General features: G+C 37.7%; 8 protein-coding genes and 1 pseudogene. 8 read left to right on the top strand and 1 reads right to left on the bottom strand.

What is annotated here, in order from left to right; translation table 11 throughout:
• The 6 genes and pseudogenes from AC1M9A_RS06945 to AC1M9A_RS06920 all read left to right on the top strand — a co-directional run.
• Positions 1 to 2,390, top strand: a 2,390-nt coding sequence (locus tag AC1M9A_RS06945) for a DUF2345 domain-containing protein (protein WP_481609923.1), incomplete at its 5' end; no start/stop codon positions are given.
• Positions 2,391 to 2,407: 17 nt separating this feature from the next.
• A complete protein-coding gene (locus AC1M9A_RS06940) occupies positions 2,408 to 7,177 on the top strand; it encodes an RHS repeat-associated core domain-containing protein (protein WP_481609922.1) in 4,770 nt (1,589 codons plus the stop codon).
• Positions 7,178 to 7,557: 380 nt separating this feature from the next.
• Positions 7,558 to 8,199 (top strand): tetratricopeptide repeat protein, encoded by a 642-nt coding sequence (locus tag AC1M9A_RS06935; RefSeq protein WP_481609921.1) that lies wholly within the window; start codon positions 7,558 to 7,560, stop codon positions 8,197 to 8,199.
• Positions 8,200 to 8,405: 206 nt separating this feature from the next.
• Positions 8,406 to 8,925, top strand: a pseudogene (locus AC1M9A_RS06930) (RHS repeat domain-containing protein); the annotation flags it as partial.
• Between the two features lie 242 nt (positions 8,926 to 9,167).
• Positions 9,168 to 9,578 carry a transposase family protein gene (locus AC1M9A_RS06925; RefSeq protein WP_218947400.1) on the top strand — a complete coding sequence of 137 codons (411 nt, stop codon included), beginning with the start codon at positions 9,168 to 9,170 and terminating at the stop codon, positions 9,576 to 9,578.
• Positions 9,526 to 9,996 carry a transposase gene (locus tag AC1M9A_RS06920; RefSeq protein WP_481609920.1) on the top strand — a complete coding sequence of 157 codons (471 nt, stop codon included), beginning with the start codon at positions 9,526 to 9,528 and terminating at the stop codon, positions 9,994 to 9,996. Before AC1M9A_RS06925 ends, AC1M9A_RS06920 begins: the two co-directional genes overlap by 53 nt.
• Before the next feature lie 236 nt (positions 9,997 to 10,232).
• Here AC1M9A_RS06920 and AC1M9A_RS06915 read toward each other — a convergent pair whose 3' ends face one another.
• Positions 10,233 to 11,012: a ferredoxin--NADP reductase gene (locus tag AC1M9A_RS06915; RefSeq protein WP_035267346.1), complete on the bottom strand. Its 780-nt coding sequence runs from the start codon at positions 11,010 to 11,012 to the stop codon at positions 10,233 to 10,235.
• 105 nt (positions 11,013 to 11,117) lie between these two features.
• Here AC1M9A_RS06915 and tsaA point away from each other — a divergent pair, with 105 nt between their 5' ends.
• Together tsaA and tfpB are read left to right on the top strand one after the other, a co-directional pair.
• A complete protein-coding gene (gene tsaA / locus AC1M9A_RS06910; RefSeq protein ID WP_481609919.1) occupies positions 11,118 to 11,837 on the top strand; it encodes a tRNA (N6-threonylcarbamoyladenosine(37)-N6)-methyltransferase TrmO in 720 nt (239 codons plus the stop codon).
• Positions 11,838 to 11,965: 128 nt separating this feature from the next.
• Positions 11,966 to 13,723, top strand: coding sequence for a type IV pilus assembly ATPase TfpB (gene tfpB, locus AC1M9A_RS06905; protein WP_035267342.1), 1,758 nt, complete (start codon positions 11,966 to 11,968; stop codon positions 13,721 to 13,723).
• Positions 13,724 to 13,741 lie beyond the last annotated feature (18 nt).

Raw genomic sequence — 13,741 nt, 5'->3', positions numbered from 1 at the left:
TGCTACAACGCAGCCAATGGACACCAAAACACAAGACAGACACCAACCAAGCAACCCACAAGGACCAAGAACGCCAAGCCAGCGAACTCATTCTACAACGACGCAACATCAAAACCGTACCCGAATACAACCCCTTACAACATCGACCCAGCACCCATCCGCAACGCGCCAAAGTGGTGGGACCTGCAGGAGAAGAAATCCATGTCGATGAATGGGGACGCATCAAAGTACGCTTTCTGTTTACCCGAGCAGAAGACCACCAATTTGATGGTGGTGCCGGCAGTAACAACAACGATACCGATTCAGCTTGGGTCGATGTACTGACCCCATGGGCAGGCGAAGGCTATGGCGCACGCTTCCTTCCTCGAATCAATGAAATCGTGGTTATCGACTTCTTTGACGGCAACATCGACCGCCCCTTTGTGGTGGGCCGCCTACATGAAGCCCAACGCAGCCCAACCCGATTTGACAGTCAAGGCCAACTGCCGGACACAAAAAAACTCGCAGGGATTAAAAGTAAAGAAGTCCAAGGCGAAGGTTATGGACAACTCCGCTTTGATGACACCACAGGACAAATCTCCACCCAACTGCAAAACACCCACGGGGCGAGCCAACTCAACCTAGGGAATCTCAGTCATCCCAAAGCAACCGCAGAAAGTGAAGGACGAGGTGAAGGCTTCGAACTCAGAACTGACCAATGGGGTGCAGTACGAGCAGGCGAAGGCATACTCATCTCCACCTACAAACAAGAAGAAGCCAAAGCAAACCATTTAGATGCAAGCGAAGCCAAACAACAACTCGAAAGTAGCTTAAACAACGCCAAAGCTTTGAGTGAAGTGGCAAAAAATCAACAAACTGATCCACTGAGCTTACTCGAAAACCTACAGGGCTATCTCAAGAACTTAGAGAGCGAAGACCAAAGCAAAGCCGCGGCTTTTAAACAAGCGATCATGCTCTTGGCTTCACCAAGTTCAATTGCCGTAGAAAGTAACGAAGACATCCACCTCAGTGCAGATGGGCAGATCAACCAAATTGCACAAGGAAGCATTAACACCAGTACGCAAGACAGCATCATCGGACATGCCAGCAAAAAGATCAGCTTATTTGCAGCGCAAGAAGGGGCACGACTGTATGCAGGTAAAGGTAAGATTGAGATTCAAGCTCAAGGGGATGGTGCTGACCTGATTGCAAGAAAGGGGGTGCAGATTATTTCGACGGAAGATCGAATTGAAATTAAAGCGGCAAAAAAAATAGTGTTGATCGGTGGCGGCTCACAGATTGAAATTAGCAGTTCGGGAGTTTTACCGACCACAGCTGGTAAGTTTGAAGTCAAGGCTGGACAACATTTATTTAAGCCGGGAGCGAGTGTAAGTACTTCAGCTCAATTGCCAACAATGCAACCGTTAAAAGGCGCATTGAATCTTTTAAGAAGTTATGGTGGAAGTGAATTCTTTAAAGGAGCTGGATATAAAGTTATTGACTCTCTTGGTAAGACAATAACAGGGAAATTAGATGCGAATGGTTTTGCTCAAGTAACAGGAATTGCTCCTGGTGGTGCACAAGTCATTTTTGATAAAGATGAGCGAAGTCCTTGGGCATTATCAAGTCATTTTTCGCGAAGTTATGATTGGGCAGATGCAGTAATTCCTGGTGCATCTAATTTTGTGAACTCGAGCTTAAATCAGCTGGGTCAGAATTTAATGGCTCAAGTTAAAAATAATTTGACTCAACTTGATAGTATGAATTTAAAGGATATAGGCAAGAATGCTTTAAAAGGTCTAGCAGACCAAACTGTTGGCCAACTCAAAAATCAAGTGGCAAGTTCAACCTTAGGTGGAATTTCAGAAAAATTAAATTTAGGTTTAAGTCCTGATCAATTGAAGACTATAAGCCAAATGGCAGTAAATCCTTCTCAATCACTAGATATGATTCGTACGCAAGGCGTTGATTTTATAACTCAGCAGGCCACATCGAAGTTGATTCCGAATTTTATGAATTCAACTGGGTTTATGCCAAATACAAATTTTGATACAGTATTGGATCAGGAAAATATTACGAATCAATCTGAAAAGGTCATTGTAACTGATGACTACATTGCACAGAAATATTATCAATCTGGCGGATTAACGTATACCGAAACAACAAGAATCAGTACGAAATCGAATCCAGCTCCATTGTTAACAAATCAAAAGACTGTTGAGGTTAATAAGCCTATACAAGTGAATAAAGTAGATGTGAGTACAAAGAATTCAACATCAGTAGATGATCAGTTTATTTCACAAAAATATTATCAATCTGGCGGCATTAAATATACGGAAACAACTCGATTAAAAACGAGTAATGATCGTCCTGATTTAGAACAATATAACGCGAAAAATTTAAAAGATTAAAAATATATAGGTTAGTCATGGCAACTGAAAACGAACAAGTTTCTAATAAGGCACAATCGAGTGTTGAACTTGCTGTATTTAATTTAGACAGTGTGAGTAGTGTAGCGGACTTACAAGTTATTGCTAATCAAATTGAAAATTTCCTTGTGGTCTGTGGCCAAACATCATTACTTAAAGTCAAAGCAAATGCCCATATAACTACTGTAGCTAATATATATGCTTTAAGTGGAAGTGTGCTTGATTTATTGTTGTATGCAATGTCTCCTCAAACAGAAGTGCTTTCAATACAACGAAATGCTTTACTTGGTGCGAATTTAATTGGATTGTTTGCAGAGCCTAAACATGAAGCACATGCAAGGATGGGTTTACGTCCCATTTTAGGATTAATGGCTGAATGTCTATATCCTGAAAATGGTAAAATTAAGTCAACTGACATTCGACGTATGGAATTACATCTTAATGCAAGAATGGCAGGGAATTTAGAGACCTATCTAAAAGAGACACAAGCTAAATTAGCGGACTTATTAACGAATGCAAATGCCTTGGCTGTTCAGATTCTAAAATCTCTTCAATCATCTTCATTATCGTCTGTTGTAACGGAAATAACATCGAGCGCATCAGCTGAAAAAAGAGATCCAAATTTACAATTTCAAAATTGGGCAATACCATTAATAGATTTACTCAGTGTTGAGCCTCGAGCAGATTTAACGCCTAAAATTGAATCAACTCCGAGTCATTTTGAAACTTTACTTGTAGAGGCGATTACTTCGATTAGTAACGATTTGCAGAATCAGACAAACCCAAGCTTGCAATACAGTCTTGGTTGGCTCATTCAACAAACACTTAAGGCTATTCAAGATAATCAAAATAAGGGAAATGCCAGTGTTCCGATTAATCAAACTGGTGAGTTTGAGCGTCAAACTGATGGCGATATCCTTGAATTTGTCAGTTTGCAAGCAGATGCATTAATGGATCCTCCATGTTTGAATCCAGCTGAACCAACAACAAGTGCTGAAACCAATACTGCTCATAGTATTAGCTATTCTATAGGTGCTGAACGAGTTTCCCATGTAGACTTCAGCCTACCTAAGCTGGGATTAGTATTCAATCGACTTTATAACTCCCAAATGGCGGAATTCGATAACGGTGCTTTGGGTGCTCGTTGGTTAATGCCTTTTTCTAATTTGATTGTTCCAAATGAAAAGGGTTATTTGTTTATTGATGCAAAAGGCAGAAAACAACAATTGCCATCGATCATTATGAGTGAATCCTATGAAGTTCCATTCCAAGGTATTACAACGCGTCTAAATGAACAGGGTGAATTAGTCCTAAATTTTGGAACAGAATGGGATTATCAATTTAGTACATTCGATCAAGGTCAAAGTTATCAGCTTACACAAGAGAAAAATTCATCAACTCAAGAACAAGTTGATCTTCGTTATATATTGCTAAATAGCAAAGCTTATTTACAAACCGTCCATTTTAATTTTAAGAAGACTCAGCAAATTTTGAAATTTGCTTACAATGATGAAGCAAAAATTATCGCCATATTTGTGGATGATCAAGAACAACCTCTTGCTCGTTATGGGTACGATCATGACGGAAATTTAGTAGAAGCATATGATGAGAATGGTCACGCTCGTCAGTATTCATATAATGCGTATCATCAATTAACACGTTATACCGATCGATCAGGTCGTGGTCAAAATATTCGTTATGATTCGAATGAACCAAATGCAAAAGCCATTGAAGAATGGTCGGATGATGGAAGCTTTAAAACAACTTTAAAATGGCATCCTCGTCTGCGCCAAGTCGCTGTGTATGATGCTTACAACGTGCCGACTTATTACTACTTTGATTTAGATGGTTTTACTTATCGTATTCGATTAGCAGATGGTCGTGAAAAATGGTATTCACGTGATCAACATAAACGTATCACTCGAGAGATTGATTACAGTGGTCGTGAAACTCAACAGCAATACAATGAAGAAGGTCAGCTGAGTAAAATCATTCAACCAAATGGCGGAGTGATTCGATTTGCTTATGATGAATATAAAAATCTAACTGAAATAAAAGATCCTGAAGGTCATATTTGGAAACGCGAATACAATGCAGATGGCTTGATGACCAAAGAAATCAATCCATTGGGTCACACAACACAATATAATTACAATGCCGAAGGTCAATTGATTGAAATTACTGATGCCAAAGGTGGTGTTAAGAAAATCCAATACAACGACTTTGGACAAATGATCTCCTATATCGATTGTTCGGGTAAAGAAAGTGCTTGGCAATATGATGAGGAAGGGCTACTTAAGCAACAACAAGCCGCAGATCAAACAGGTGTGCAATACATCTATAGTGATCAAGGTATAGACAAAGGCCAACTCAAAACGATCATTTACCCAGATGAACAAAAAGAACACTTTGAACATGACCAAGAAGGACGCCTTCTCAAACACATTGATACCAAAGGACTGGTGACTCAATATCACTACAATGCAGTGGGGCTATTAGAAAAACGCCTTGATGCCAACAAACACCAAATTGCTTATCAATGGGATAAACAAGGGCGTATACAGAAACTTATCAACCAAAACCATGCAGAATATGTATTCGAATACAACAGTTATGGTTATCTCACACGCGAACAAGCCTTTGATGGTGAAGAAAAACACTATAGTTACGATGAGCTTGGTCGACTTAGCCACATTCAACAACCGAATATCATCACACAATTTGGCTACTATGAAGGCGGACAAATTGCGTCAAAAACCTACATTCACCGCGAAAGTAAACAACAACAAACAGAAGAGTTTACTTACAATCTGAATAGCCAGTTAATTCAAGCAAAGAACCAACAGAGCCAAAACGACTTCTACCATAATGCGATAGGACAATTGGTTAGAGAACACCAACACTACCAAGTGCCAAATCTGAAACCAATGACTGCAGTACTACGCTATGAATACGATGAACTCGGCAATCTCATCAAAACTGTTCGTCCGGATGGTCAGGAAATTAGCCACTTAACTTATGGATCAGGACACATCTATGGTCTTGCCCTAAATAAAAAAGACATGGTGGGTTTTAAACGTGATGACCTACACCGAGAAACAGAACGCTACCTTGCCAATGGATTAATCCAAAGCAACCAATACAACGACGTTGGATTACTGATTGCACAGCGCATATATGTAGAACAAGAAATAGCCAATAGAATACAACATCAGGCACAACGCCAATACACTTATGATGCGAACTATTTGTTGACTCAAGTTCAAGATAGTCAAAAAGGTAAACTTAGTTGTCACTACGATGCGATTGGTCGCTTAATACAAGCGCAAAGCTCAAAGCAAACCGAACGTTACCATTTTGACCCAGCGGGCAACTTAATAGACCCAATTGCAACGCAAAGTGCAGAAATCAAAAACAACTTGGTGAAACACTATCAAGGCAAACACTACAAATACGATGCCCAAGGTAATGTGATTGAAACCCAGCAGGCAGACCAACAGTTGAAACTGAAGTGGGACAACTTAAATCGCTTAATCGAAAGCGACCACAACGGGCAAATCACTGAATATGGCTACGATGTCTTTGGGCGACGCCTGTATAAAGCCAACAAAGCAAATAACAGCCTGACCTTATTTGGTTGGGATGGGGATTTAATGATCTGGGAATCAAAAACCAGTTCAAAATTAACAGATAAAAATAACACAGAACAAAATAGTCAAAGTTATACCAAACACTATATCTATGAGCCGAATAGCTTTGTACCGCTATTACAAGCAGGGTATCAACAGTTTATACAACTGATAGAAACACCGAATTACGAAAGATTTAAAACGGAACAGTATTCCAGCCATAAAGATCCAGTATGGAGAACAGATACAAGAAAGAATAGAGCAGAGTTAGAACGGATTGCGTTTTACCACTGTGACCAAGTAGGAACACCTCAAGCCTTAAGTAATGAACAAGGCGAATGTATTTGGGAGTTAACCCTGAATACATGGGGACAAACACAACAGATCAAAACAAAGAACCAAGAGAACCCATTAGAACAAAGTGATATCCGTTTCCAAGGGCAATATCATGATGAGGAAACAGGACTACATTACAACCGTTACAGATACTACGAACCATTTAGTGCACGGTATATAAGTAAAGATCCGATCGGTCTATTAGGTGGTTTAAATAACTTTGCTTATGTGAGTGATCCAAATCAGTGGATCGATCCGTTGGGGTTGGATGAAACTCTTGGTAGCGCTATGAGAGAGGCATTTGTTGAACGCATTCCTGGAGCAAAAATACCAACTAGACTTAAGGATGCACCAGAACTATATCAAATGACTGATAGGGTACTAACTGGTATGAATGTAAACGCTACTGCTGCAGCTTTAGTTGGTGTAACAGCATCTGCAGGCTATGATGGTAATGGGAAGTATAATGTTAGAGGCGGAAATGCATACGGAGTTGCTTTGGAAGTTACTTCAACAAGAGAAGTTATTAATGCGGGTACGCAAACAGATGGTAAATATTATGAATTGTGTGCTAGCGCAGGACTAGGATTAGCAGTACAAACTTGTGTTGGTTATTCAAGGGGGGGAGGGGTTTATGGAAATGCTTCAGTGGGTGTGGGATTAGGAGCAGCTGTAAGTGGAGTAAGTGGGGAGAAAAGATCAAAAGATGCCTTGGCTCCTGAAACAAAAATTGATTATGATCAAATTAGGCAAAATCAAAGAATGCTTCCAACAAAACCTTTAGATTTCGGGGGGCTAAGATAATGACTGATGGTTTAATTGTTTTAATTTTTATTTTGAGTTTGCTTTTTTTTATAATAAGTTTTTGTTTGGTTCGGTTTTATTTGTATAAATATCTTTTAGAAAAAGGAGAGGTTGACAGTTATATTGATTTTAACTTAAAAAGTATAAATCATATTGTATATATAAAAAAAATTTTATTTAAAGGAGGGGGTGGTGGTTATTATAGTGAAAAAATAAAATTTTTTTATATAGTGCAAATAGTATTTTTGATCATGTTTTTAATTTCTATATTTGTTATGTTGAGGTGATCTTTGATTAAATTTTTGTTTATATTTTTATTTTCCCCTTTTTTTGTATATGCAAACTGTATTGATATTGATTATTCTATAGCGGATAAAGTTATGGAGAATAGTTTATATAATTTACAGGGAAATAATAAGAAAGTTAAGTATAATATTAACAAAATGAATGATAATTTTTATAAAAGTTATTATTATGGTTATTCTTATTTGGTTGGGAATAATGTTCTAGTAGATTATGAAAAGGCTGAGATTTTTTTAATAGAGTCAGCTAAATATTGTTTTTCGCCGGCACATTATTCCTTAGGTTTTTTGTATCTAGAAAAAAATGAGGTTGAAAAAGCTAAGAAGTGGTTTTTGTCTGCCAAAAACTTGGGAGATAGTTTAGGGGCTTATCAATTAGCTTTAATTTATAGAGATCAAAATGATAGTAATAAAATGTTGGAAAATTTAGAGTTTTCAGTTGAAAACGATTTCTTGCCATCAATTACTGAGCTTGGAGTACAATATTACGATGGAAAGATAATTCGGAAAGATAATAATAAGGCGTTCCATTATTTTCAACTGGCTGCTAATATGAATGATTCATTAGCACAAAATAATTTAGCTTGGATGTATGAGCATGGAGAAGGTGTCGAAAAAAATATGGTTAAAGCTAAATATTGGTATAAACTCTCGTTGAGTAATGGATTTTTATTAGCTAAAGAAAACTTAGAAAGACTAGATGTTTTAAATCAAAATTAGTAAATTTAAAGCCTATTGATATTTTATTTTAAAAAAATGAAATAGTAGGCTAGAATTTTTATTGTGTTTATGGCTTTGTTGCACAAAGCTATTCTTAAGGGCTTCTTCAGCCATATAATTTTCAAATGAAGAAGTTTACACACAAAATCTACCGCACAACCAATTGGCCTACATATAACTGAGCAATCATTAGATAAAAACAACACAGAACAAAGAAGCAAAGCTATACCAAACACTATATCTATGAGCCGAATAGCTTTGTAACGTTATTTAAAGCAGGGTTTCAACACTTTTTTATCCAACTGATAGAAACATCGAATTAAGAAAGATTTAAAACAGAGTCATACTCAATTCATAAAGACCCTGTTTGGCGAACAGACACAAGAAAAAATAGAGCAGAGTTAGAACGAATTGCGTTTTACTACTGTGACCAAGTAGGAACACCTCAATCCTTAAGTAATGAACAAGGCGAATGTATTTGGGAGTTAACACTGAATACATGGGGACAAACACAATAGATCAAACTGAAGCACCAAGAGAACCCATTAGAACAAAGTGATATCCGTTTCCAAGGGCAATATTACGATGAGGAAACAGGATTACATTACAACCGTTACAGATATTAATAGTGCACGTTATATATCAAAAGACCCGATTGGACTACTGGGGGGTATTAATACTTCGGCTTATGTAAGTGATCCGAATCAGTGGGTCGATCCAAAGGGGTGCAAGTTGGAATAGGATTTAGTAGTAAAAATAATACAATGATTATTACAGATGTTGATACGAAAGAATCAATGAGGATAGGTGCTTTCACTGGTGGTCATATTAGTCAAGAGGGAGTATTTAACGCTAATGGAAATAATTACGAAAAACCAATACCACCAGGATCATATTAGATCTCTTTCATAAATCAAAAAAAGATCTATCCCTTGCTGATTATTTGTTACGAATAATTTTAAATATTCATGCATAATTTGCGAACGAAATACATCGACTCAAAGAAGCTTTCAGAAGCACAGTTTAAGCGATATACAGGCATCTCATGGTCAACCTTTGATTTAATGGCTAAACAGCTAAAAATGCTTGTACCTGCTAAAGGTAGACCATCTAAGTTAAGTGTAGAAGATCAAATCCTTCTGTGCTTAAGTTATTGGCGTGAATATCGAACATTGTTTCATGTCGCAACGAGTTATGGTGTGTCAGAGCCTACTGCTTCAAGAATCGTCCGCCACGTAGAGGATTGCCTGATCAAGTCCAATCTATTTAACTTACCCAAGAGTTTGCCTGAAGGTGAAGGTATCGACTGGAATGTGGTGATCGTAGATGCCACAGAAATTCCAATACAAAGACCTAAAAAAACAGAAGAAAAGCTATAGTGGTAAGAAGAAAGCTCATACTTTCAAAGTACAAGCCCTTATCCATTATAGAACACAGCAAGTTCTGAGTTTATGCACGAGTTGTGGTGCAGTACATGATTTCGAGCTCTTCAAACGCAACCTGAATCAAATTCCTAAAGGGTCTTTTATCCTTGCAGATAAAGGCTATCAAAGGATTTATACGGTGTATCCAAATAGTCTATTGCCATTAAAAGCAAAAAAGCACTGTAAACTAGAACCTGAGCTAAAAGTTTACAATCAAGAAATCAATAAAAGAAGAATTGGGATTGAGCATGTATTTGGGACTTTGAAGACCTTTAGAATCCTTGCTGAGCGATACCGTAATCGAGGCAAAAGATTGGGATTAAGATTCAGTTTAATCGCAGGGATTTATAATTTAGAACTGAGTAAAAAATGATTTATGAAAGAACCCTATTGTTTACTAGTATTAAAGTTAATACATTAGAAACTAAGTGTTAGTGATTACTGTGAATGTTGAATATTTGAAATGACGATATTGCTTCTAGTTCAACATTGCTGAATAAAGTTGCTACAGAGTTAAATCAAGATTAAATCGATTTAAATAATAGGGTAAATATAACACTCAATAAAAAAACCGAGCAAAAAAGCTCGGTTTTTTTATTGTACGTAATTTTATTTTTCAACAAAAGCACGTTCAATCACATAATCACCAAGAACACCCATACGTGGAGATTCTTTTAAGCCATGTTGGTCAAGAAGTGCAGCTACATCGTCAAGGAATGCAGGAGAACCACATAACATTGCACGGTCAGTTTCAGGATTAAAACGAGGTAAGCCAATTTTCTCGAAAAGAGCACCAGTTTCAATCGCAGTTGTAACACGACCTTGAGTATGGAAGTCTTCACGTGTAACTGTTGGGTAATAAATTAACTTTTCTTTCGCACCAAGTTCCCCAAAGAACTCATGGTTTGGAATTTCATTTTGAATAAGGTCTTGATACGCCAATTCTGAGATATAGCGTGTACCGTGTACAACGATGATTTTCTCAAAACGCTCATAAGTTTCTGGATCACGGATAGTCGAAAGGAAAGGAGCTAAACCAGTACCTGATGATAAAAGATACAAGTTTTTACCAGGATTTAAATCATCAAGAACAAGTGTACCAGTCGGTTTTTTAGAAACTAAAATTTCATCACCAACTTTTACTTTTTGTAGGATTGATGTCAAAGGACCATCTGGAACTTTAATAGAGAAAAACTCAAGTTCTTCTTCATAGTTCGCGCTAGCAATCGAATATGCACGCATTAAAGGCTTGCCATTGACTTCTAAACCAATCATCACAAATTGACCATTTTTAAAACGCAATGCTGTATCGCGAGTCGTTTTAAAACTGAATAATGTGTCATTCCAGTGGTGTACGTGAGTAATCTTTTCGACGTTAAAAGCAGCCATTAAAGGTCTCAATAAATTATCAAATTAGAACAGCTTGCTATTCTAAACTAAAACCATTCTCGATAAACTGAATATATTTAATTGAGCTTATCAAAAAAAGTGATTATGAATGAGCTGACTTTACCTGTGATTGGTATAATGAGATCTCCCTACAAAGAAAAGTTTGGTATTCCACGTCAGCCAAATTTAGTAAATGTTGAAAGTTATATTGAACTATTGGCGCCATATAATGATGAATTGGCTTTTGAAGGTATACATGATTTCAGTCACTTATGGCTGATTTGGCAGTTTCACGATAATAAAAATCAGAATAATCAAAAATTTAAGCCTCAAGTCAGACCACCACGTTTAGGTGGAAATAAAAAAGTGGGGGTCTTTGCGACAAGAAGCATGTACCGTCCAGCACCTATCGGTATGTCAGTCGTACAATTCAAAAAACTTGTTAAAGAAGGTGATTCTTTGAGATTGTATGTGTCTGGCAGTGATTTACTAGATGGAACACCCGTTATCGATATCAAACCATATATTCAATATTCTGATGCCGTGGTTGAGGCGACGAGCGGTTATGCACAGGATAAGCCAATTCAAAAAAAAGTTGTTTGGTCAAAAACTGCTGAAATTCAGCGAAATCAACTGTTGGATCAACAATGTGTCGCTGAAAGTTTAATCAAGGAATTGGAACAAGTTTTGTCATTTGATCCAAGACCATCTTATCAAAATGATCCTGAGCGAATTTATGGGCTAAGTTTCGGCCCCTTAAATGTCAAATTTAAAGTGGATACTGAGGTTGAGATCGTTGCACTGGAACTTTGTTCAAACGAATAAATTGTTGGACTGATGTATTTAAAGCTGAATTTGATCTAATGAATTTAATTGTAAATTCTGAATAGGCTAAAGGCTAATGTTGAATAAAGAATTTGCTATAGTTGGGCTCAAGGAATGGGGCAATTTGAATGAATTTTAATTTTGAAATTGATACAACATGGTGTTTAGAACAACTACTAAAAGATGGTCGTATTTTAGAGCGAGATAAGTTGCTCATACAAACCCGACACCGTCAAAAAGATCAATTTAAATGGCATCCATTGCAGTGGATTGCACATTTTGAATTGGTTGATCAAGTTCAACCTCAACATAAGTTAACATTGCAACGCTTATGTGAATGGTTAGCATTAAAAACACAACTCCAATATTATGTGATCGACCCGCTTAAAGCAGATGTTGCAGCACTCACTCAGGTCATGTCACAAGAATATGCATTCAAAAATAAAATTCTAGCGGTGGAGGTGCATCCTGATCAGATCTTAATTGGTACAGATCAACCATTCTTGGATGATTGGGTTAAGAATTTAGAAAAGAGCTTAAGTCCTAAAAAAATTGTTAAGGTTTTACTGAATCCAGAGCAGTTACAACGTTACTTGATTGAATATTATCAAGTGAGCCGAGCAGTAAACTCTTCTCAATATTCAGGAGCTTACGACCGACAGAGCCGAGGTGTTGAATCCCTTTTACAATTGGGTGATAGTCAAAATCCTGATGCCAACGATCAGCACATCGTAAAATTAGTCGACTGGTTGCTTCAATTTGCCTTTGAACAGGGTGCGAGTGATATTCATCTTGAGCCTCGTGCGGAGAAAGGACGCGTTAGATTCCGTATCGATGGTGTGCTGCACACGATTTATAACATGCCTAGCAATACACTCACGGCAGTAATTTCTCGTATTAAAATTCTGGGTCGTATGAACGTTGCAGAAAAACGACGTCCTCAGGATGGGCGATTAAAAACGCGTACACCTAAGGGGCAAGAAACTGAACTACGTTTATCAACTCTGCCTACTGCGGCAGGCGAAAAAATGGTAATGCGAATTTTTGATCCTGAAGTATTAGTGAGGAGTTTCCAACAACTGGGTTTTGAAGGAAAACTGCTAGAGCAATGGAATGCCATTACCAAAAATAGTCACGGCATCATTTTAGTGACAGGTCCAACTGGTTCAGGTAAAACCACAACCCTGTATTCATCAATGAAACAACTTGCGACTGAGCAATTAAATGTTTGTACGATTGAAGATCCTATTGAGATGATAGAGCCGAGCTTCAATCAGATGCAGGTAAACCCTGCAATTGATCTTCATTTCGCCGATGGTGTACGTGCCCTTATGCGCCAAGATCCAGACATTATCATGGTTGGGGAAATCCGAGACCAAGATACAGCAAATATGGCGATTCAAGCTGCATTAACAGGTCATCTCGTACTTTCAACACTTCATACAAATGATGCACCTTCAAGCTTGACTCGTTTACATGATCTAGGGGTGCAGCCATTTTTAACAGCGGCAACAATCTTAGGGGTATTGGCGCAAAGGTTAGTCAGAAAATTATGTTCTCATTGTAAAGAAAAACGGGAAATTAATGCTCAAGAATGGGAGCATCTGACCTATGGGTATTTAGTAAAGATGCCTGCTCAAGTGTATCATGCCAAAGGCTGTGAACATTGTCGTCACACAGGGTATAAGGGGCGGGTGGGTATATATGAGTTTATGCCTGTGTCTCTAGAAACAAAACAAAAAATCAGTGCTAATCTTAATTTAGATGAATTACGTGCTCACGCAAAAAAAGAAGGTGTAGAGCCGTTGCGTATTGCGGGTGCTCGAAAAGTCCTTGAAGGGGTAACGACATTAGAAGAGGTGCTAAGAGTCGTACCACTAAGTTAATTGTCAAAGATTAATAAA

Source organism: Acinetobacter sp. ANC_7634 (assembly GCF_056779875.1).
This window is presented reverse-complemented; position numbering and strand designations above follow the sequence as displayed.

What these genes read in the sequence shown, in the direction of transcription:
- AC1M9A_RS06935 (WP_481609921.1), top strand. Translation starts at nt 7,558, where the DNA reads ATGGAGAATAGTTTATATAATTTACAGGGAAATAATAAGAAAGTTAAG.
- AC1M9A_RS06915 (WP_035267346.1), bottom strand. Translation starts at nt 11,012, where the DNA reads ATGGCTGCTTTTAACGTCGAAAAGATTACTCACGTACACCACTGGAAT.
- AC1M9A_RS06940 (WP_481609922.1), top strand. Translation starts at nt 2,408, where the DNA reads ATGGCAACTGAAAACGAACAAGTTTCTAATAAGGCACAATCGAGTGTT.
- AC1M9A_RS06925 (WP_218947400.1), top strand. Translation starts at nt 9,168, where the DNA reads ATGCATAATTTGCGAACGAAATACATCGACTCAAAGAAGCTTTCAGAA.
- AC1M9A_RS06920 (WP_481609920.1), top strand. Translation starts at nt 9,526, where the DNA reads ATGCCACAGAAATTCCAATACAAAGACCTAAAAAAACAGAAGAAAAGC.
- tfpB (WP_035267342.1), top strand. Translation starts at nt 11,966, where the DNA reads ATGAATTTTAATTTTGAAATTGATACAACATGGTGTTTAGAACAACTA.
- tsaA (WP_481609919.1), top strand. Translation starts at nt 11,118, where the DNA reads ATGAATGAGCTGACTTTACCTGTGATTGGTATAATGAGATCTCCCTAC.